Genomic DNA, 20,072 nt, shown 5'->3' with positions numbered 1-20,072 from the left:
GTTGCGGAATCTCCTGGACTGAAGCTGGTGGAACGACCGAGGATGCGCGCTAGAGCGCGAGCAGCTCCTTGGTCGTCATGGTGAGTAGCTCGGGTCCGCCGTCCGCCTCGGGGCGCACGACGAGCGTGTCATCGATCCGGACACCGCCCCGGCCCGGGAGGTGGACCCCCGGTTCGACGGTGACCGGCACACAAGCGTCCAGTTTACCCATGGCTGTCGGTGCCAGTTGCGGGTCCTCCTCGATTTCCAGGCCCACACCGTGCCCGCTCCTCGGCTGAAGCCCCTCTCCGTGCCCCGCCGACTCCAGCGGATGACGGGCCGCACGGTCCACGTCCCGATAGGCGGCCCCCGGCGCCAGGGCTTCCCGGCCGGCCCGCTGAGCGGCGAAAACGAGGTCGTAGAGCTCGATCTGCCACTCGGCGGGGGCGGTGCCGATGACGAAGGTCCGGCCGATCTCGCAGCGGTAGCCGTGGTAGCTCGCGCCGAGGCGGACGGAGAGGAAATCCCCCTCCTCCACCCTGCGGTCCGAGGGCCGGTGCCGTCCCTGACCGGAGTTGGGGCCAGTGGCCACGGAGGTGGCGAAGGCGGGACCGTCCGCCCCGTGGTCGACCAGGCGGCGCTCCAGCTCCAGGGCGAGATGCCGCTCGGTACGGCCGACGAGGATCGATTCGAGGAGTTCCCCGAGGGCCTGGTCGGTGATCTCGGCGGCGATCCGGAGGCAGCCGATCTCCTCCTCGTCCTTGACGATCCGCTGCTGCTCCACGGTGAAGCCCAGATCGGCCAGGATCAGGCGTGGGGCGGCCTTCCCCATAGCTCGGTGCCGGGCCACGGTCAGATCGTGCTCCTCGACGGCGAGCGAATCGGCGCCCGCCGAGGCGGCGAGCCCCGCGGCGGCGACCACCGGGTCCCCGTCCGGGACGGGCAGGAGGTCGATCCGGAGCGCCTCGTCGGGCCGCCCGTGGGCGGATTCACCGGTCGGGGCGCGGGGGCAGAGCAGAACGTCCTCGCCGGGGCCGAGCAGCAGCACGGCCCCGGGCGGCGCTCCGCCCGCGAGATAGCGGACGTTGGCGGGTCGGGAGACCAGGGCGGCCGCGGAGCCCGCGGCGGCGCACCGGTCGCGGAGCAGCCCGCGTCGGACGGCGTGCACCTCTGACATGGTTCGAGCGTACGAGCGAGGGCGGCTCCCCGCCCGGCCAGCGCACCCGACCGGGGGCCGGACGCCGCGCGCGGTCGGCCGCCGTCGGGAGGGCTTTCCGCCCGGACGGGGCCTCCCGTCGGCTACCAGGCGGGCGGGCTCGCGATCGAGCGGGCCAGCACATCGTCCAGGACCCGGGCGGTGGTCTCGACGTCGTACGTGGAGTTGTCGATGATCGGGAGGCCGGAGCCGTACCAGCCGGCCATCCGGCCGTGGATGCGGGCGACCTCCTCGTCGGAGAGCCTGCGGTTGCCGCTGCGGGCGGCGTTGCGCTCCAGGACGATCTCCAGGCCGGGCAGCAGGACCACGGGCAGCAGGCCGGGGCCCACGTGGCGCTTCCAGCCGCCGAGGCCGACGACCGGGCGGTCGGGGAAGACGGCGTCGTCGAGGATGCAGGAGATGCCGTTGGCGAGGAAGTTACGGGCGGCGAAGCCGCAGGTGCGGCGGGCCAGCCGGTACTGGGCCTCCGAGTGGTCGTTCCAGCCGGCCTGCGGGTCGGCGAAGCCGGAGCGGACCCATTCGCGGACGTCGTCCAGGGAAACGTGGGCGGTGGGCACCCGGCGGCGGGCCGCCCAGAGCTTGGCGACCGTGGTCTTGCCCGCCCCGGCGGGGCCGATGAGTAGGACGGCGAGCGTGGCGCCGCCGGTGCCGGCCCCGGCGGGCGGTGCGGGCAGCGGAACGGGACCGCCCGGGGGCAGTTGGACGTGCCCGGTGTGCCCGGTCACCTGCCCGGCGGGCGGCGGCGTGGGTCCGGTGCCGCTCCAGCCGGGCTGCGGGGCCTGGCCGGGGGCGGCGGGCTGCTGGGGCCGGCCCTGGGCCGGGGGCGGAGCCTGGCCAGGAGGGAGCGGGGGCGGGGCCTGGCCGGGCGGCGGGGATATCGGGGGCGGGCCGGGGTGGCCGGCGTGCTGGGCCTGGTACGGCCGGCCGACGTGCCCGATGCCGGGGCCGTGGGGCGGCGGCAGCGGGGCCCCCACTGCGTGCTGCATCCGGTGCCACTCCGTCTCGTAACTGCAACTGACGCTGATGGGACGGCCACCGTACCTTCCCGGGCCGTCTCGGGGTGAACGGCCCGGGAGGGTGCGAAGGGCCCGCCGGCCGCGCGGAGTGCGGACGGGCACCGCGATGCTGTCGGTCCGTCAGTCCGTCAGCTCGTCGGCCAGGGCGCGCAGGGCGAGCCGGTAGGAGCCGATGCCGAACCCGGCCACCGTGCCCGTGGCCACCGCGGCGACCACGGACGTGTGCCGGAACTCCTCGCGGGTGTACGGGTTGGAGATGTGCACCTCGATCAGCGGGGCGGTGCGCTGGGCGGCCGCGTCCCGCATGCCGTACGAGTAGTGCGTGAACGCGCCCGGGTTGAGAATGACCGGAATCGATCCGTCCGCCGCCTCGTGGAGCCAGCGGATCAGCTGGCCCTCGTCGTTGGTCTCCCGCACCTCGACGTCGAAGCCGAGCTCCTTGCCGAGGGTCGTACAGGCGTCGACGAGTCCGGCGTAGGAGGTGGCCCCGTAGACGTCGGGCTCACGCGAGCCTAGGCGTCCGAGGTTGGGACCGTTCAGGACGAAGACCCTTCGCCTCACGCGGAGACCTCCCCGTAGGCGGCGAGCAGCACGGCCGGGTCGGGGCCCTCCAGGACGGTGGGCCTGCCGATGCCGTCCAGGACGATGAAGCGCAGCAGGTCGCCGCGCGACTTCTTGTCGACCTTCATGTTCTCCAGCAGCTTGGGCCACTGGTCGCCGCGGTAGGCGAGCGGCAGACCCACCGACGCCAGGACGCTGCGGTGCCGGTCGGCGGTGGCGTCGTCGAGGCGTCCGGCGAGCCGGCCCAGCTCGGCCGCGAAGACCATGCCGATGGAGACGGCCGCGCCGTGGCGCCACTTGTAGCGCTCGTTCTTCTCGATGGCGTGGGCCAGGGTGTGGCCGTAGTTGAGGATCTCGCGGAGTCCGGACTCCTTGAGGTCGCTGGAGACGACCTCGGCCTTGACCCGGATGGACCGCTCGATCAGCTCAGCGGTGTGCGGCCCGGCCGGGGTGCGCGCGCCCTCGGGGTCGGCCTCGACCAGGTCCAGGATGACCGGGTCGGCGATGAACCCGGCCTTGATGATCTCGGCCATGCCGGAGACGTAGTCGTTGACCGGCAGCGAGTCCAGCGCGGCGAGGTCGCAGAGGACCCCGGCGGGCGGGTGGAAGGCGCCCACCAGGTTCTTGCCCTCGGCGGTGTTGATGCCGGTCTTGCCGCCGACGGCCGCGTCGACCATGCCGAGCACGGTGGTCGGGACCGCGATCCAGCGCACCCCGCGCAGCCAGGTGGCCGCGACGAACCCGGCGACGTCCGTGGTGGCGCCGCCCCCGATGCCGACGATGACGTCGGTGCGGGTGAAGCCGGTCTGGCCGAGCGCCTTCCAGCAGTAGGCGGCGACCTCGACGGTCTTGGACTCCTCCGCGTTGGGCAGTTGGATGGCGATGGCCTCGTACCCCTGGTCGGCGAGGTCCTGACGGACCGCCTCACCGGTCTCGGTGAGCGCCTCCGGGTGCAGTACGGCGACGCGTCGCGCGCGGTCGCCGATCAGCTGGGGCAGCTCGCCCAGGAGCTGGTGGCCGACGAGGACCTCGTACGGGTCGGAGCCCGCGGAGCCTGCGACCTGGATGCGGGTGGGGCCCTGCTGCGTCATGCCGGTGTTCTCCACGCCGGGGGCGGCTTGGCCCTCCGGCAGTTCCAGTGCGTCGATGATCGCCTGGGCGACCTCTTCGGGGGTGTTCTCGTCGGTGGCGACGACGGTACGGGCGACCTCTTCGTAGAGGGGGCGGCGGGCGTCCATCAGCTCGCGCCACTGCCGGCGCGGGTTGACCACGAGCAGGGGGCGGGCGGCGCCGAGGCCGACGCGGCGGACGGCCTCGTCCACGTCCATGGAGAGGTAGGCGACGGGGCGGCCGGCCAGCAGCTTCCTGGTCGTCGCGTCCAGGACGGCACCGCCGCCGAGGGCGAGGACGCCCGAATGTCCGGCGACGGCCGCCTCGACGGCCCGGCGCTCCAGGGCGCGGAAGTGCTCCTCGCCCTCGTCGTAGAAGATCTCCGCGATCGGCTTGCCGGCCTCGGCGACGACGTCCGCGTCGGTGTCCCGGTAGGTGGTGCCGAGGCGGGCGGCGAGCAGTTCGCCGACGGTGGACTTGCCGACGCCCATCGGGCCGACGAGGACGACCAGGGGGCCGCTCATCGGATCTGGAGGTGGTCGAGGTACGACTGGACGTTGCGGTGGGTCTCGGGGACGCTGTCGCCGCCGAACTTCTCCGCGACCGCGTCGGCCAGGACGAGGGCCACCATGGCCTCCGCGACGATGCCCGCGGCCGGGACGGCGCAGACGTCGGAGCGCTGGTGGTGGGCCTTGGTGGCCTCGCCGGTGACGACGTCCACGGTGGCCAGGGCGCGCGGCACGGTCGCGATGGGCTTCATCGCGGCGCGGACGCGCAGCAGTTCACCGGTGGTGAGCCCGCCCTCGGTGCCGCCGGAACGCCCGGAGGTGCGCCTGATGCCGTCCTCGGTGGCGACGATCTCGTCGTGCGCCTTCGAGCCGGGGACCCGGGCCAGCTCGAAGCCGTCGCCGACCTCGACGCCCTTGATGGCCTGGATGCCCATGAGCGCGGCGGCGAGCCGGGCGTCCAGGCGCCGGTCCCAGTGCACGTGCGAGCCGAGCCCGACGGGCACGCCGTACGCCAGCACCTCGACGACCCCGCCGAGGGTGTCGCCGTCCTTGTGGGCCTGGTCGATCTCGGCCACCATCGCCTTGGACGCGTCGGCGTCCAGGCAGCGGACCGGGTCGGCGTCCAGCTTCTCCACGTCGGCGGGGACGGGGACGACCCCGTACGGGGCCTTGGCGGCGGCCAGCTCGACGACATGGCTGACGATCTCGATGCCCGCGGTCTCCTTGAGGTAGGAGCGGGCGACGGCACCGAGGGCGACGCGCGCGGCGGTCTCCCGGGCACTGGCGCGCTCCAGGACCGGCCGGGCCTCGTCGAAGCCGTACTTCTGCATTCCCGCGAGGTCGGCGTGGCCGGGCCGGGGGCGGGTCAGCGGGGCGTTGCGGGCGAGCTTCGCCAGCTCCTCGGGGTCGACCGGGTCGGCCGACATGACCTGCTCCCACTTGGGCCACTCGGTGTTGCCGACCATGACGGCGACCGGGGAGCCCATGGTGAGGCCGTGGCGTACGCCGCCGAGGAAGGTGACCTCGTCCTTCTCGAACTTCATCCGCGCGCCGCGGCCGTAACCGAGCCGTCGCCGGGCCAGCGCCTCCGCCACCATCTCCGTGGTGATCGGGACACCGGCGGGAAGGCCCTCCAGCGTCGCCACCAGTGCGGGGCCGTGCGACTCCCCCGCGGTCAGCCAGCGCAACCTGCTCAACGGTGCTCCTCATGCTCGCGCCTGAAATCCAACGGCGCCACCGGGTGCGCGGCCCTGGCCCGCCGCCTTTGATCCTCCCACGACCGGGGGCACGATCCGGCCGCCGGTCCAGCAGACGGACGGACGGCGCCGGCCCGCGGGCCCGTCAGCGGGCCGCGAGCGCGGCTTCCCCTGCCTGCCGCATGGCGGCCAGCGGCGCCGGGACCCGGCCGGTCGTCTGCTCGACCTGGAGCAGTGCCTGGTGCACGAGGAGGTCGAGTCCGCCGACGACGGCCCCGCCGTGCGCCGACCAGGCGGCGGCGAGCGCCGTGGGCCACGGCTCGTACAGCACGTCGAAGAGGATGCCCGGGGCCGCCGGCACGGATCCGGCCAGGGCGTCGGTGGCGCCCGCCGGGGTGGTGGCGATGACGAGCGGCGCGCTCAGTGCCGCTGCCGCGTCCGCCCAGTCGGCGATCACGACGTCGACGCCGAGCCGTTCCCCCCAGGCCCGCATCTCGGCCGCGCGCTCGGGGCCGCGCACGTACGCCGTCACGGGTCCGGCGCAGACGGCGGCGAGCGCGGCGAGCGCGGAGGAGGCGGTGGCTCCGGCGCCGAGGACGGCGGCGGAGTCGACCTTGTCGATCCCGCGCTCCCGCAGGGCGGCGATCATGCCGGGGATGTCGGTGTTGTCACCGATCCGGCGGCCGTCGTCGGTGAACACGACCGTGTTGACGGTCTCCACGGAGGCGGCCGTCGCGCTGATCTCGTCGAGCAGCGGGATGATCGCCCGCTTGAGCGGCATGGTCAGCGACAGCCCGGCCCAGGAGGCGTCCAGTCCCGCGACGAAGCCCGGCAACGCCGCCTCGTCGACCTCGAACCGGTCGTAGGACCAGTGGTCGAGGCCGAGTTCGGCGTACGCGGCGCGGTGCAGGACCGGGGAGAGGGAGTGGGCGATGGGCGAACCGAGGACGGCGGCCCGGCGAGGCTCGCTCACTGGCCGGACTTCCCTTCTTCGTACTCCCGCCGGTTCTTCTCGTGCTCCTCGTTGGTCTCGGCGAAGACCGTCTTGTCCTCGTTGATCGAGACGAAGTAGTACCAGGGGCCCGGCTTGGGGTTCATCGCCGAGTGCAGGGCGTCCGCGCCAGGATTACTGATCGGGCCGGAGGGCAGGCCGATGATCTTGTAGGTGTTGTACGGGTCGTCGATCTTCCGGACCTCGTCGACCGCGCCGATGTCCAGGGTGCTCTGGCCCCTGATGTAATTGACCGTGGAGTCGAATTCGAGCCGCCCGACCGTCTCCATGTTGCCCGGCTTGAGACGGTTGTAGACGACGCGTGCGACCTTGTCGAAGTCGTGCTTGTACTTGCCCTCGACCTGTACGAGGCTCGCGACGGTGATCAGTTCCCACGGGTTCTTGAGACCGAGCTCCTTCGCACTCGCCGGCAGGTCGAGCTTGTCGTACTCCTTGTTGGCCCGCGTGACCATCCTCTTCAGCGCGTCCTCGGGCTTCGACCCCTTGGCGACCGGATAGGCGGCCGGGTACAGGAAGCCTTCCAGCGGGTCCTTCACATCCGGGTTGTCGTCCGCCCAGTCGGGCAGGCCCAGGGACTCCGCCTTGGCTTTGGCGACTTTCGCCGTGGTGCCCTTCTCCAGTTCCAGCCGCTCGTCGATCTTCGCGTAGACCGTGACGTTACGGGTGCCCTCGGGGATCACGAAAGCGTTCTGGCTCTTGGGGTCGAGCATCAGGTCGATCGCGCTGGCGGCGGACATCTCCTTCTTCATGAGGTAGACGCCGGCCTGGAGCAACTTGCCCTTGGGGTTGTCGTTCTGCGCCGCGACGAAGGCGTCGGAGGACTTGATGACGCCCCTCTTGCGCAGAATGTTCGCGATGTCGTAGCCGAGCGACCCCTCGGGGATCTCGACCTCGACCTGGCCGGTACCCGCCCCCGCGTAGTCGGCCGGAGCGCCGAACTGGTTCTTCCAGAAGGTGTAGCCGACGTAGCTGACGCCGCCGAGGCCGCCGACCAGGACGACGGCGACCACCAGACAGGCGACGCCGCTGCGGCTCTTCTTCTTGCCCTTGCCGCCCCGCCGGTCGCTGCCGCCGCGGTCGCGGCGCGAGGCGCGCGAACCGTCGTCGTCCGGGTCATCGTCGTCGTGCGGCTCGCGGCCGGCCGGTTCGTCCGCACCGGTGAAGAAGGGGTGCGTCTCCTCCTGCGGCGCGTCCGGGTCCCAGTCCGTCGGCGACTGCTGCTGTTGTTGTTGCTGCTGTTGCTGCTCGGCTGCGGCGTCGCGGCGGCCCGGGGGCTGCGGCGGAGGGTAGGCCTCAGGGGTGCCGTAGTAGTCCTGCGCCGCGTCGTAGCCGCCGGGCTGCTGGGCGTACGGGTCCTGGGGCTCGGCCCCGTACGGCATGGCGGCCTGCTGCCCGGTGTCCCAGCCGCCGTCGTACTGCGGCTGGGCACCCGGCTGCTGGGCGTACGGGTCCTGCTGAGGCGTGCCGTACTGCTGCTGGTTCTGCTGGGCGTACGGCTGCTGGTTCTGTTGGTCGTACTGCTGCTGTTGCTGGTTCTGCTGCTGCGGGTACTGCTGGTGGTTCTGGGCGTACGGGTCCTGCGGAAAGGACTGCTGCTGGGCGTACGGGTCCTGCGGAAAGGACTGCTGCTGGTCGCCGTACTGGCCCTGGCCGTGGGCGGCCTGCTGGCCTCCCCATCCCTGGTCCCCGTACAAGGGGTCCTCGGGATGCCACGGTTCGGAGCCGGGGCCCCGGCCATACTCAGTCATCGATCCCCTAGAGCCGCGAGACGACGTTCCGTCTCTTCGCTTCGCTGTGCGGTGTTTGTTCGAACACCGCCGCATCGCGCGGAACGTTACCGTATCGCGATCAGACAACCACTTCGACGCCCTCGCCCGGGGGGTTGCCTGACGCCCGTTCGGACTCCAGAGCGTTCTGAAGGATCACCACAGCGGCAGCCTGGTCGATGACAGACCGGCCCTTCTTGGACTTCACACCCGAGGCGCGCATCCCCTGAGCGGCCGTCACTGTGGTCATCCTCTCGTCCACCAGCCTCACCGGAACGGGTGCGATCGAGCGGGCGAACACCTGGGCGAACTCCCGGACCTTGACCGCCGCCGGGCCCTCGCCGCCGCCGAGGGAGCGCGGCAGGCCGAGGACGACCTCGATCGGCTCGTACTCCTCGACGAGTTGGCGGAGCCGCCGGTGGGCGGCCGGGACATCGCGTCCCGGCACGGTCTCCACCGGCGTGGCCAGGATCCCGTCGGGGTCGCACGAGGCGACCCCGATCCGGGCGTCCCCGACGTCGACGGCGAGCCGTCGGCCCCGGCGCATCGGCGTCATCCCGCTCGTCACGCGGTCTCGGTGACGAGGCGTTCGACGGCGGCCACGGCGTCGCCGATGGCGGCCGGGTTCGTGCCGCCGCCCTGGGCGACGTCCGGCTTGCCGCCGCCACCGCCACCGAGGGTCTTGGCGGCGGCGCGCACCAGGTCACCGGCCTTGAGACCGCGCTCGCGGGCGGCCTCGTTGGTGGCGATGACGGTGAGCGGGCGGCCGTTGGCCGTGGTGAACAGGGCCACGACGGCCGGCCGGCCGCCCTGGATGCGCCCGCGCACGTCCAGGACCAGCTTGCGCAGGTCGTCGGCGGAGGTGCCGTCGGGGACCTGGCCGGTGACCAGGGCGGTGCCGCGGACGTCCTTGGCGGACTCGACGAGTCCGGCGGCGGCCGCGAGGACCTTCTCCGCGCGGAACTTCTCGATCTCCTTCTCGGCGTCCTTGAGCTTGCCGAGCATGCCCGCGATCTTCTCGGGGAGCTCCTCGGGGCGGCCCTTGACCAGCTCCTGGAGCTGGGCGACGACCGTGTGCTCCCGGGCGAGGAAGTTGTACGCGTCCACGCCGACGAGGGCCTCGATACGGCGCACGCCGGAGCCGATGGAGGACTCGCCGAGCAGCTTCACCAGACCCAGCTGGGCGGTGTTGTGGACGTGGGTGCCGCCGCACAGCTCCTTGGAGAAGTCGCCGATGGTGACGACGCGGACCCGCTCGCCGTACTTCTCGCCGAACTCGGCGATGGCGCCCTGCTTCTTGGCCTCGTCGATGGACATGACCTCGGCCTGGACGTCGAGCTCTCGCGAGAGGACCTCGTTGATCCGCTGCTCGACGTCGGTGAGGACCGTGCCGGGGACGGCGGCGGGCGAACCGAAGTCGAAGCGGAAGCGGCCGGGCGAGTTCTCCGAGCCGGCCTGGGCGGCCGTCGGGCCGAGCGCGTCGCGCAGTGCCTGGTGCGTGAGGTGCGTGGCGCTGTGGGCGCGGGCGATGGCGCGGCGGCGGGTGCTGTCGATGGAGGCGAAGACAGGAGCCCCGACCGTCACCTCGCCGACCTGGACGACGCCCTTGTGCACGTGGACGCCGGGGACCGGCTTCTGGACGTCGCGGATCTCGATCACGGCGCCGGTGTCCAGCCGGATGCGGCCGGTGTCGGCGAGCTGGCCGCCGCCCTCGGCGTAGAAGGGGGTGCGGTCGAGGACGACCTCGACCTCGTCGCCCTCGGTGGCGGCGGGCGAGGGCACGCCGTCGACCAGCAGGCCGACGATGGTGGACTCGCCGGCGGTGGAGGTGTAGCCGGTGAACTCGGTGGCGCCGGAGGTGTCGGCGACCTCGCGGTAGGCGGAGAGGTCGGCGTGACCGGTCTTCTTGGCGCGGGCGTCGGCCTTGGCCTTGTCGCGCTGCTCCTGCATGAGGCGGCGGAAGCCGTCCTCGTCCACGGAGAGCCCCTGCTCGGCGGCCATCTCCAGGGTGAGGTCGATCGGGAAGCCCCAGGTGTCGTGGAGCAGGAACGCCTTGTCGCCGGCGAGGACCTGGCCGCCGGCGGCCTTGGTCTCGGTGACGGCGGTCTCCAGGATGTTGGTGCCGCCCTTGAGGGCCTTGAGGAAGGCGGCTTCCTCGGCGAGCGCGACCGTCTCGATGCGCCTGCGGTCGGTGATCAGCTCCGGGTACTGGAGGCCCATCGTGTCGATCACGACGTCGACCAGGTCCTTCACCACGGAGCCGGTGGCGCCCATGAGACGCATGTTGCGGATGGCGCGGCGCATGATGCGGCGCAGCACGTAGCCGCGGCCCTCGTTGCCGGGGGTGACGCCGTCGCCGATGAGCATCACCGACGTACGGATGTGGTCGGCGACGACGCGGAGCGAGACGTCGGTTCCCTGCTCGGCGCCGTAGCGCACGCCGGTCAGTTCGGTGGCCTTGTCCATGACGACGCGCAGGGTGTCGGTCTCGTACATGTTCTGTACGCCCTGGAGGATCATGGCGAGGCGTTCGAGGCCGAGACCGGTGTCGATGTTCTTCGACGGCAGGTCCCCGAGGATCGGGAAGTCCTCCTTGCCGTCGCCGGCGCCACGCTCGTACTGCATGAAGACCAGGTTCCAGATCTCCACGTAGCGCTCGTCGTTGACGGCCGGGCCGCCCTCGACGCCGAACTCGGGGCCGCGGTCGTAGTTGATCTCCGAGCACGGGCCGCACGGGCCGGGCACGCCCATGGACCAGAAGTTCGGCCCCATTCCCAGGCGCTGGATGCGCTCGGCGGGGACGCCGATCTTATCGCGCCAGATGGCCTCGGCCTCGTCGTCGTCGAGGTAGACCGTGATCCAGAGCTTCTCCGGGTCGAGGCCGTAGCCGCCCTCCTCGACGGACTTCGTCAGGATCTCCCAGGCGAGGGTGATGGCCCCCTCCTTGAAGTAGTCCCCGAAGGAGAAGTTGCCGCACATCTGGAAGAAGGTGCCGTGCCGGGTGGTCTTGCCGACCTCTTCGATGTCCGGTGTACGGACACACTTCTGCACGCTGGTGACGCGCGGGGCGGGCGGCTTGACCTCGCCGAGGAAGTACGGCTTGAAGGGGACCATGCCCGCGGGGACCAGCAGCAGAGTCGGGTCGTCCGCGATGAGCGACGCCGAAGGCACGGCGGTGTGACCGCGCTCCTCGAAGAAGCTCAGCCAGCGGCGGCGAATTTCAGCCGACTCCATCAGGGTCCTCATTCCGGTTGTTCGAGTTGCAGGGGAGCGTGCGGTACGTGTTCGCGTTCGCGGGCGGTTCGGCCGCTTCGACGGCGAAGTGCCGCTGTACGGGAAGGTCGGGGTCGACCGGCGCCTGAAGGCCCAGGGCGCCGCCCAGTTCGGCTTCGCGCCGGACCATGCCGTCGCGTACGTCGAGGGCGAAGTCCTTGAGCTTGTGACCGGTCTCGATCGCCTTGTCCGCGGCCTGCGCCGCGAGGCTCTCGGGCGTCAGCTGCTTGAGCTTGCGGTTGACCTTGGTGGTGGCCCACACACCGGCGGCTGCGCCGGCGGTGAACCAGAACGTGCGGCGGAACATCGCTCGATCAGTCCTTCTGTCCGCGGGCGTTTCGGCGTTCGCGCCTGCGTCCGCGCGCCGAGGGTACGGTCCGGCCGACGATCACCGTGCGGCGGGCGGAGCCGCGGCCCCGCGCCGGTTCCGGTTCGGGCTCGGGTGCGGTGCGGCGGCCGAGGGCCTGCCGTACGCCGTAGCCGAACGCGGCGACCTTGACGAGGGGGCCGCCGAAGGTGGAGGCGACGGTCGTGGAGAGCGCGGAGGCGTTGGAGGTGACCTCCTGGACGTCGCTCGCGATGGCGTCGACCTTGTCCAGCTGGGTCTGCGCGGAGCGCACCGTCGCCGACGCGTCGGCCAGCAGCGGGACGGCCTGGTCGGTCACGTCCGCCACGAGCTTGGTGGTCGCCCTGAGCGTCTGGGCGAGCCTCACCAGCACCACGGCGAGGAACGAGACCAGGATCGCCCAGAAGACGGCCACGAGGATCCCGGCCACCTCTCCACCGGACACTGTGCACCGCTCTCTGCTCGTCGCTCGGCCCTGCCGGGCCTTGTCTCCGTCGGTCGCGTCCGGGCCTGGGCCCGGACGCCCGATCGTCGTCACACGAGCCTATCGCGCCGCGCATCTCCTCTCCTACCGCATTCTCCGCGGGCCGGGAGGGAGTTGCCATAACGAGATTATACGGAGAGCTTTCAAGCCAGTACGCTCCGTGTTTCATGCGACGCCTGCACGACCCCTGCCCGAATCCCGGCGATCCGGACGCCCGCCCCGCACCGGCGCCCGGCGCTCTCCCGGCCGAACTGAACCCCTTCGTCGGGCGCGAGGACGAACTGGCCGAGCTGGGCGGGCTGCTGGAGGAGTCCAGGCTCGTCACCGTCGCCGGAGTGGCGGGCGTGGGCAAGACCCGGTGCGTCATCCGGGTCGCCGCACTTCGGGAGAAACGGTACTGCGGCGGGGTCCTGCTGGCCGAGCTCTCCGCCGTCCGCCACCCCGACCTGCTGGAACACGCCCTCGTCGACGCCCTGGGGCTGACCGATCACACCAGCAGGCCCCCGCGCGCCACCCTCGTCGAACATCTTTCCGAGCGCCGGACACTGCTGGTGATCGACGGCTTCGAGCACCTCGTCGACGCCTGCGCCGACCTCGTCACCGAACTCCTGCGCCGGGCTCCGCGCCTCCAGGTGCTCACGGCCGGACGCTGCCCCCTCCGGGTGGACGGGGAGCGGACGTATCCGCTCGCCCCGATGTCCGACGGGGACGCGGTGGAGCTCTTCACCGAGCGGGCGCGCGGGGTCCGGCCGGGCTGGGGGCCTACGGCGGGCGAGCGGGCGTCCGTGCTGGAGCTCTGCCGCCGCCTCGACGGCATTCCGCTGGCCCTGGAACTGGCGGCCGGGCGACTGCGCGCCCTCTCGGTGGAACAGGTGCTCCTGCGCCTGGACGACCGGTTCCGGCTGTTGACCGGCGGCCGTCGCGGCGCGCCGCCCCGCCACCAGACGCTGCGTACGGCGATCGGCTGGAGCCATGAGCTGTGCACGCCCGAGCAGCGGCTGCTGTGGGCGCGGCTCTCGGTGTTCGCGGGATCGTTCGACCTGGAGGCCGCCGAGTACATCTGCGGCGGGCCGGACCTGCCGGCCGACTCGGTGCTCGATGTGCTGGACGAGCTGCTCGCCCAGTCGGTGGTGGAGCGCGAGGACGGCCCGGCCGGCGCCCGCTACCGGCTGCTGGACACGGTCAGCGAGTACGGGGCGCAGTGGCTGGCGGCCGCCGGGGACGCCCCGCGGCTGCGTCGGCGGCACCGGGACTGGTTCCTGGGGCTCGCGACCTGGTGCGAGCTGGACTGGTTCAGTCCGCGCCAGGCGGAGGTGGCGGCGCGCATCGACAGCGAGCTGCCCAACCTCCGCCGGGCGATGGAATGTTCGATGGAGAGCCCCGACGAGGTACATCTGGCGCAGTATCTGGCGGGCACGCTGTGGTTCTACTGGGCCGGCTGCGGGCGGCTGTCCGAGGGACGGCACTGGCTGGACCACGTCCTGGAGGAGCCGACCCCGCACGACGCCGCACGGCTGAAGGTGCTGTGGGTGCTGGGCTACGTGGCCGTGCTGCAGGGTGACGCGGTCGGCGCGATCTCGGCGCTCCAGGAGTGCCGGGAGGAGGCCGAGCGCTCCGGGGACGCGACCGCGCTGGCGTACGCGGTGCACCGCACGGGGTGCCTGGCGATCGTGACGGACGACATGCCGCGCGCCGAGGAGCTGCTCCGCGACGCGCTCGGCCGGTACCGCGAGGTCGGCGAGCTGAACAGCAATGTGCTGATGGCGCAGGTGGAGTTGGCCATGGCGGTGGCGTTCCTCGGTGATCTGGACGCGGCCGCGGCGATCTGCGACGAGGTCCGGGAGGTCTGCGAGGACCACGGGGAGCGGTGGGCGCTGGCGTACGCGCTGTACGTCCTGGCGTACGCGGCGCTGCGGCGCGGACGGCCGGCCCGGGCGCGGCAGATGCTCGGGGAGTGCCTGACGATCGGCCGGACGTTCAACGATCTGCTGGGCACGGTGCTGTCGCTGGAGCTGTTGGCCCTGGTGACGGCGGTGGAGGGGGACGCTTGGGAGGCCGCCGTGCTCCAAGGAGCGGCGGAGGGCATCTGGCCGTCGGTGGGGTTGCAGCTGTTCGGCTCGGCGTTCTACGGGCGGCCGCGGGCGGAGTGCGAGGAGCGGGCGCGCCGGGAGGTGGGGAACGTGGCGTACGAGGAGGGGCTGCGGGCGGGCCGGCGGCTGGATCCGGCCACCGCGGTCGAACGGGCCCTGGCCGGCGGCGGACCGGCCGCGGCGACGGACGGACCGGGCGCGGACGGCGCGCCGACGGCGGGCGGATCCGGGGGAACGCGAAGGCCCGCCGCCTCCCGGATGACAGGGAGGGGCGGGCCGGAGCGCTGGTGAGAGCGGCTACGCCTGGATCAGCGGGCGTAGTACTCGACGACGAGCTGCTCGTCGCAGATCACCGGGATCTCCTTGCGGTTCGGGTCCCGGTCCAGGCGGAAGGCCAGGGCCTTCAGGTTCACCTGGAGGTAGCGCGGGGTCTCACCGTCGGTGTCGTAGCCACCCTCGCGGGCCACCTGGAAGGGGACCTTGGAGCGGCTGCGCTCGCGGACCATCACGACGTCGTCGGGACGGACGCGGAACGACGGCTTGTCGACCTTGCCACCGTTGACCTCGATGTGGCCGTGGACGACCATCTGACGGGCCTGGTAGATGGTGCGGGCGATGCCCGAACGCAGGACCAGGGCGTCGAGGCGGCGCTCGAGCTCGACGACCAGCGCCTCGCCCGTCTTGCCTTCGGCCTTCTTGGCACGGTCGTAGGCGCGCGCCATCTGGCGCTCGCTGATGTCGTACTGCGCACGCAGGCGCTGCTTCTCCAGCAGACGGACCTTGTAGTCCGAGTTCTGCTTGCGGCCACGGCCGTGCTCGCCCGGCGGGTACGGACGAGCTTCGAAGTACTTGACAGCCTTGGGCGTCAGAGCGATGCCGAGGGCACGCGACTTCTTGACCTTGGGACGCGACTGGTTAGGCACGTTCTCCAGACCTCCGTTGTAGGTTAGGTTAGGCTTACCTTACTCAAGGAGATCGCATGTCTCGCCCTGGGAACACCACTCACGTCACGGACAGCACAGACAGCGGCAGCACACCAGAAGGTGCTGCTACGACGGAAGGCCGATCTGATCGTGGTCAGCCGCGTCCCAGCGGGCTTGAAAACACTCGGATGCCGTCAGCAGCCGAGCGCACACGAACTCTCGTACAGAGTACCTGCTCCGCGCTGCTCGTCGTACCGGGGCTCGATCCGGCCCGCGCCGAACCCCTGATCCCGGACAGCAGGAGCGTGGGCCCCGAGGGCGACCTGTTCCTCGAATTCCCCGCGGATTCCCCGGCCGTTCGGGCCGCCACGCACGCGCAGGACGACGAGCTGACCGCCGTGCTGGAGATCACGGACGTCGCCCCGGTCTCCGTACCGCACCGGATCCGCGGCCGCGCGTGGGTCTCCGGCTGGCTCACCTCCGTCCCCGGACTTGCCCCGGCCGGCCGGATGATGCTGCGCCTGGAGTTCGGCGAGGCCTACGTGGACGACCTCTGGGGCGCCGAGGACATCGAGCCGGAGGACTTCCGGGACGCGGTACCCGACCCGCTGGTCCTCCACGAGCCGGAGCTGCTCCAGCATCTGCACTCCGCCCACGACGAGCAGATGCGCACCCTGTGCGGGCTGCTGGGCGAGCGCACCGCCCGCGCCTGCTCCTCCCAGCAGCCCAGGGCCGTGCCCGTCGCCCTGGACCGCTTCGGGCTGCGGGTCCGCTTCGTCGAGGACCGGGGTTCCTGCTTCGACGCCCGCTTCGAGTTCCCGGAGCCGGTCCGCGACGTCACCGGGCTGCGCCGCGCCATGCACACGCTCTTCGAGGCGGCCGCCTCCTGATCCAGGGGCGTCGGCCCCCCAGGCCCTGTAGGCCTAGGGCCGCTCCGCGCTCTCGTCGGACCGGCCCAGGCGCTCGCGCACACGCTCGACGACGTCCGCGTACCGCGCCTCGGCGCCGTAGCGGGTGGGGGTGTAGTACCGCCGGTCGCGGACCGCGTCCGGGGCGTACTGCTGGGCGGCGATGCCACCCTGCACGTCGTGCGGATAGACATAGCCCTGGGCGTGGCCGAGCTTGGCCGCCCCCTTGTAGTGGCCGTCGCGCAGATGGGCCGGGACCGGTCCCGCGAGCCCCTTGCGCACGTCCTCCTGCGCGGCGGAGATCGCCAGGGTCGCCGCGTTGGACTTCGGGGCGAGCGCCAGCGCGATGGTGGCGTGGCTGAGGGTGAGCGCCGCCTCCGGGAATCCGATCATGGCGACCGCCTGGGCGGCGGCCACGGCGGTCGGCAGCGCGGTGGGGTCGGCCAGGCCGATGTCCTCACTGGCCGAGATCATCAGCCGGCGGGCGATGAACCGCGGGTCCTCCCCCGCCTCGATCATGCGGGCCAGGTAGTGCAGAGCGGCGTCCACGTCGGAGCCCCGGATCGACTTGATGAGCGCGCTGGCCACGTCGTAGTGCTGGTCGCCGTCCCGGTCGTACTTCACGGCGGCACGGTCGACGGTCGCTTCCAGCGTCTCCAGGGTGATCTCCGCCTCGCCCGTGGCGATGGCCGCGCCCGCAGCGGCCTCCAGCGCCGTCAGGGCCCGGCGCGCATCGCCTCCCGCGATGCGCAGCAGATGCGCCTCGGCGTCCTCGGGCAGGGTGACCGCCCCGCCCAGGCCCCGCTCGTCGGTCAGCGCCCGGCGCAGCAGATCACGCAGGTCGTCGTCGGTCAGCGATTCCAGGGTCAGCAGCAGGGACCGCGACAGCAGCGGGGAGATGATCGAGAAGTACGGATTCTCCGTAGTGGCGGCGATGAGGGTGATCCAGCGGTTCTCCACGGCGGGGAGCAGGGAATCCTGCTGGGCCTTGGAGAAGCGATGGATCTCGTCGAGGAAGAGGACGGTCTCCTTGCCGAAGCCACCGGTGGCGCGACGCGCGCTCTCGATGACGGCCCGGACCTCCTTGACGCCCGCGGTGATCGCGGAGAGCTCGACGAAGCGCTTGTTGGTCGCCTTGCTGACCACGTACGCCAGGGTCGTCTTGCCGGTGCCGGGCGGACCCCACAGGATGACCGAGGACGCGCCGGCCGGACCACCGCCCCCCTCACCCACGAGGCGGCGCAGCGGCGAGCCCGGCTTCAGCAGATGCTGCTGGCCGACGACCTCGTCGAGGACTCGGGGACGCATCCGGACAGCGAGGGGGCTGCTGGACGGGTCCTTCTCCTGGCGGTCTTCGGCGGCTGCGGTAAAGAGGTCGGGCTCCACGTCATGAAGCCTATGCGACCCCACTGACAGCGCCGCCGGGGGCAGAGCACCTACGAGATCGGTAGGTGACTGTCAGCTGGTCCAGAAGTCCCACCAGCGGGTCAGGATCAGCATGCCGATGATCCCGATCCACATCACCGGCAGCACCCAGGGGAACTCGGTGAGCCCGCTGCGCAGCCAGGCCGGGGCCGGGAGGATGCGGTGCTTGACGTTGTGCGTGGTCACGTAGCAGAACATGACGATGGTGGCGACCCAGGCCAGGCAGCACCACAGGCAGAGCGAGTTGATGTTGTACAGCGACTGGTACTGGAGCCAGGTGCAGAAGCCGACGCCGAAGAGCGTCCCGGCGTTCAGCCCGAGCCAGAACCAGGCACGGAAGCGGGCGCCGGCGAGGAGCCCCATCCCGATCGCGATGACCATGCCGTACGTGACGAGGCCCAGCATCGGGTTGGGGAACCCGAACACGGAGGCCTGCTCGCTCTTCATGATGTTGCCGCACGCGACGACGGGATTGAGGCTGCACCCGGGGGTGAAGGAGGGGTCCTCCAGCAGCTTGAACTTGTCGAGCGTGATGACCCAGGCGGCCAGTAGTCCGGCCGCGCCGGTGATCACCAGGAGCAGGGCGAGACCGCGTCCGGCCCCGAAGGTGCGCTTGCGGCCGCCCTCGTCCTGATCGGAGGAGAGATCGTGGTCTACCGCTGCAGTCGTCATATCGCCGTTCCGTCACCGAGTGGTCAGCCGGGCATGGTCATTGTGCCGCACCCCCGTACGGATCAGCTGTTCGATGGACATAAAGGTGTGCGTTCGCGAGCACTCCCCCGGGCGGGGTCGCGGGGTGGCAGGGCCGGGACGACGGTAGACGCACGTGTCCCCGGCGCCGGTCCGGCGACACCGAGCGCGCGGGCGGCTCCAAGTCGGGGTCACCGGCGAGGATGAATCCCCTCCCGCCTGGTTGACGGGGGACAAAAAGGTGCGGGCGGAAGGACCTCAGGTCCTTCCGCCCGCACCCCTCACGTCTCGGTCAGCCGAGCCGCTTCATCAGCTCCGCCGCGACCTCGGCCAGCTCCACCGGGCCCTGCTCGCCGGACTCCATGTCCTTGAGCTGGACGACGCCCTCGGCGAGATCGCGCTCGCCCGCGACCAGGGTGTAGCGCGCGCCCGAGCGGTTGGCGCTCTTCATCGCGCCCTTCAGGCCTCGGCCGCCGAACGCGAAGTCGGCGGCGATCCCCGCGCGGCGCAGTTCGGTGACGACGCCGAACAGCACCCGGCGGGCCTCCTCGCCGAGCGGGACCGCGTACACGCTGGTGGTGGAGGGCAGGTCGAGCTCGATGCCCTCGGCCTCCAGGGCGAGGACCGTGCGGTCCACGCCGAGCGCCCAGCCGACGGACGGCAGCTCGGGGCCGCCGATCATCTCGGACAGTCCGTCGTAGCGGCCGCCGCCGCCCACCGCGGACTGGGCGCCGAGACCGTCGTGGACGAACTCGAAGGTCGTACGGGTGTAGTAGTCGAGGCCCCGCACCAGCTTCTCGTCGTCCTCGAAGGCCACCCCGGCGGTCGTGAGGAGCGACCGCACCTCCTCGTGGTACGCCTTGCACGCGTCGCAGAGGTAGTCGCGGAGCTTCGGGGCGTCCGTGAGCTGCTGCTGTACGTCGGCCCGCTTGTCGTCCAGGACGCGCAGCGGGTTGATCTCGATGCGGCGGCGGGTCTCCTCGTCGAGGTCCAGGTCGCGCAGGAAGGTCTGGAGCGCCTCGCGGTAGACCGGGCGGCACTCCTTGTCGCCCAGCGAGTTGAGCAGGATGCGGAACCGCCGCAGGCCCAGCGAGCGGTACGCCTGGTCGGCGAGGATGATCAGCTCGGCGTCCAGGACGGGGTCCTCGGTGCCGATGGCCTCGGCACCGACCTGCGAGAAGTGGCGGTAGCGGCCCGCCTGCGGGCGCTCGTAGCGGTAGTACGAGCCGGAGTACCAGAGCTTGACGGGGAGGTTGCCCGCCTTGTGGAGATTGGCCTCCAGGGCGGCGCGGAGCACGGACGCGGTGCCCTCGGGGCGCAGGGCCAGCTGGGAGCCGCCCTTGGTGGTGAGGGTGTACATCTCCTTGGTGACGATGTCGGTGGACTCACCGACACCGCGGGCGAAGAGCTCGACGTTCTCGAAGCCGGGCGTCTCGATGTAGCCGTAGCCCGAGTCGCGCAGCGGGGCCGCGATGGCCTCGCGCACGGCGAGGAACGTCGCGGAACGGGGCGGGGTCAGGTCGTACGTGCCCTTGGGGGCCTGGAAGGTGCTCACGATTGCGTCTCTC

At 71.7% G+C, this 20,072-nt stretch carries 17 protein-coding genes; 2 read left to right on the top strand and 15 right to left on the bottom strand.

Annotation, left to right across the window (positions count from 1 at the left end):
• Positions 1-49: 49 nt before the first annotated feature.
• The 11 genes from AB0F29_RS09670 to AB0F29_RS09620 all read right to left on the bottom strand — a co-directional run bounded on the left by AB0F29_RS09670 (position 50) and on the right by AB0F29_RS09620 (position 12,414).
• Complete coding sequence (locus AB0F29_RS09670) at positions 50-1,156, bottom strand: M24 family metallopeptidase (protein WP_361869385.1); 1,107 nt, start codon at positions 1,154-1,156, stop codon at positions 50-52.
• Between the two features lie 122 nt (positions 1,157-1,278).
• Entirely contained in the window at positions 1,279-2,181 is a 903-nt protein-coding gene (locus AB0F29_RS09665; protein ID WP_361869382.1) for a Pro-rich N-terminal domain-containing protein, read from the bottom strand.
• A gap of 150 nt (positions 2,182-2,331) precedes the next feature.
• Entirely contained in the window at positions 2,332-2,772 is a 441-nt protein-coding gene (locus AB0F29_RS09660) for a type II 3-dehydroquinate dehydratase (protein WP_361869380.1), read from the bottom strand.
• The gene (gene aroB, locus AB0F29_RS09655) at positions 2,769-4,406 is read right to left on the bottom strand and encodes a 3-dehydroquinate synthase (protein WP_361869377.1); all 1,638 of its coding nucleotides are present in this window, start codon (positions 4,404-4,406) and stop codon (positions 2,769-2,771) included. The genes AB0F29_RS09660 and aroB overlap by 4 nt, the downstream gene beginning before the upstream one ends.
• The gene (gene aroC / locus AB0F29_RS09650) at positions 4,403-5,587 is read right to left on the bottom strand and encodes a chorismate synthase (protein ID WP_361869375.1); all 1,185 of its coding nucleotides are present in this window, start codon (positions 5,585-5,587) and stop codon (positions 4,403-4,405) included. Before aroC ends, aroB begins: the two co-directional genes overlap by 4 nt.
• 145 nt (positions 5,588-5,732) lie before the next feature.
• Complete coding sequence (locus AB0F29_RS09645; protein ID WP_361869372.1) at positions 5,733-6,560, bottom strand: shikimate dehydrogenase; 828 nt, start codon at positions 6,558-6,560, stop codon at positions 5,733-5,735.
• Complete coding sequence (gene mltG, locus AB0F29_RS09640; protein WP_361869371.1) at positions 6,557-8,347, bottom strand: endolytic transglycosylase MltG; 1,791 nt, start codon at positions 8,345-8,347, stop codon at positions 6,557-6,559. The genes AB0F29_RS09645 and mltG overlap by 4 nt, the downstream gene beginning before the upstream one ends.
• Before the next feature lie 100 nt (positions 8,348-8,447).
• Positions 8,448-8,921, bottom strand: a complete 474-nt coding sequence (gene ruvX / locus AB0F29_RS09635) for a Holliday junction resolvase RuvX (protein ID WP_179894397.1) — start codon at positions 8,919-8,921, stop codon at positions 8,448-8,450.
• An 8-nt stretch (positions 8,922-8,929) separates the two neighbouring features.
• A complete protein-coding gene (gene alaS, locus AB0F29_RS09630; RefSeq protein WP_361869368.1) occupies positions 8,930-11,599 on the bottom strand; it encodes an alanine--tRNA ligase in 2,670 nt (889 codons plus the stop codon).
• Complete coding sequence (locus AB0F29_RS09625; RefSeq protein ID WP_361869367.1) at positions 11,586-11,945, bottom strand: DUF6167 family protein; 360 nt, start codon at positions 11,943-11,945, stop codon at positions 11,586-11,588. The genes alaS and AB0F29_RS09625 overlap by 14 nt, the downstream gene beginning before the upstream one ends.
• Positions 11,946-11,952: 7 nt before the next feature.
• Positions 11,953-12,414, bottom strand: coding sequence for a DUF948 domain-containing protein (locus tag AB0F29_RS09620; RefSeq protein ID WP_007457957.1), 462 nt, complete (start codon positions 12,412-12,414; stop codon positions 11,953-11,955).
• A gap of 221 nt (positions 12,415-12,635) precedes the next feature.
• Between AB0F29_RS09620 and AB0F29_RS09615 the strand changes: the two genes are divergently transcribed.
• Positions 12,636-14,849, top strand: coding sequence for a tetratricopeptide repeat protein (locus AB0F29_RS09615; RefSeq protein WP_361869364.1), 2,214 nt, complete (start codon positions 12,636-12,638; stop codon positions 14,847-14,849).
• Between the two features lie 17 nt (positions 14,850-14,866).
• Here the strand turns inward: AB0F29_RS09615 and rpsD are convergent, their stop codons facing one another.
• Positions 14,867-15,481, bottom strand: a complete 615-nt coding sequence (gene rpsD, locus AB0F29_RS09610; RefSeq protein WP_018960518.1) for a 30S ribosomal protein S4 — start codon at positions 15,479-15,481, stop codon at positions 14,867-14,869.
• A gap of 188 nt (positions 15,482-15,669) precedes the next feature.
• Between rpsD and AB0F29_RS09605 the strand changes: the two genes are divergently transcribed.
• A complete protein-coding gene (locus tag AB0F29_RS09605) occupies positions 15,670-16,371 on the top strand; it encodes a DUF2470 domain-containing protein (RefSeq protein WP_361869359.1) in 702 nt (233 codons plus the stop codon).
• A gap of 33 nt (positions 16,372-16,404) precedes the next feature.
• On the opposite strand, the gene AB0F29_RS09600 is transcribed toward AB0F29_RS09605, so the two are convergent.
• The 3 genes from AB0F29_RS09600 to hisS all read right to left on the bottom strand — a co-directional run bounded on the left by AB0F29_RS09600 (position 16,405) and on the right by hisS (position 20,059).
• Positions 16,405-17,775 (bottom strand): replication-associated recombination protein A, encoded by a 1,371-nt coding sequence (locus AB0F29_RS09600; protein ID WP_361869356.1) that lies wholly within the window; start codon positions 17,773-17,775, stop codon positions 16,405-16,407.
• Between the two features lie 72 nt (positions 17,776-17,847).
• Positions 17,848-18,486, bottom strand: coding sequence for a vitamin K epoxide reductase family protein (locus AB0F29_RS09595; protein WP_361869354.1), 639 nt, complete (start codon positions 18,484-18,486; stop codon positions 17,848-17,850).
• A 310-nt stretch (positions 18,487-18,796) separates the two neighbouring features.
• Entirely contained in the window at positions 18,797-20,059 is a 1,263-nt protein-coding gene (gene hisS / locus AB0F29_RS09590; RefSeq protein ID WP_361869351.1) for a histidine--tRNA ligase, read from the bottom strand.
• Positions 20,060-20,072 lie beyond the last annotated feature (13 nt).

Origin of the sequence: Streptomyces sp. NPDC026589, from assembly GCF_040638385.1 — a bacterium.
Lineage (GTDB): Bacteria > Actinomycetota > Actinomycetes > Streptomycetales > Streptomycetaceae > Streptomyces.
This window is presented reverse-complemented; position numbering and strand designations above follow the sequence as displayed.

Excerpts from the sequence above, each read along its gene's own strand:
- AB0F29_RS09670 (WP_361869385.1), bottom strand. The coding sequence starts at position 1,156 with ATGTCAGAGGTGCACGCCGTCCGACGCGGGCTGCTCCGCGACCGGTGC.
- AB0F29_RS09665 (WP_361869382.1), bottom strand. The coding sequence starts at position 2,181 with ATGCAGCACGCAGTGGGGGCCCCGCTGCCGCCGCCCCACGGCCCCGGC.
- aroB (WP_361869377.1), bottom strand. The coding sequence starts at position 4,406 with ATGAGCGGCCCCCTGGTCGTCCTCGTCGGCCCGATGGGCGTCGGCAAG.
- mltG (WP_361869371.1), bottom strand. The coding sequence starts at position 8,347 with ATGACTGAGTATGGCCGGGGCCCCGGCTCCGAACCGTGGCATCCCGAG.
- ruvX (WP_179894397.1), bottom strand. The coding sequence starts at position 8,921 with ATGACGCCGATGCGCCGGGGCCGACGGCTCGCCGTCGACGTCGGGGAC.
- alaS (WP_361869368.1), bottom strand. The coding sequence starts at position 11,599 with ATGGAGTCGGCTGAAATTCGCCGCCGCTGGCTGAGCTTCTTCGAGGAG.
- AB0F29_RS09625 (WP_361869367.1), bottom strand. The coding sequence starts at position 11,945 with ATGTTCCGCCGCACGTTCTGGTTCACCGCCGGCGCAGCCGCCGGTGTG.
- AB0F29_RS09615 (WP_361869364.1), top strand. The coding sequence starts at position 12,636 with ATGCGACGCCTGCACGACCCCTGCCCGAATCCCGGCGATCCGGACGCC.
- AB0F29_RS09605 (WP_361869359.1), top strand. The coding sequence starts at position 15,670 with ATGCCGTCAGCAGCCGAGCGCACACGAACTCTCGTACAGAGTACCTGC.
- AB0F29_RS09595 (WP_361869354.1), bottom strand. The coding sequence starts at position 18,486 with ATGACGACTGCAGCGGTAGACCACGATCTCTCCTCCGATCAGGACGAG.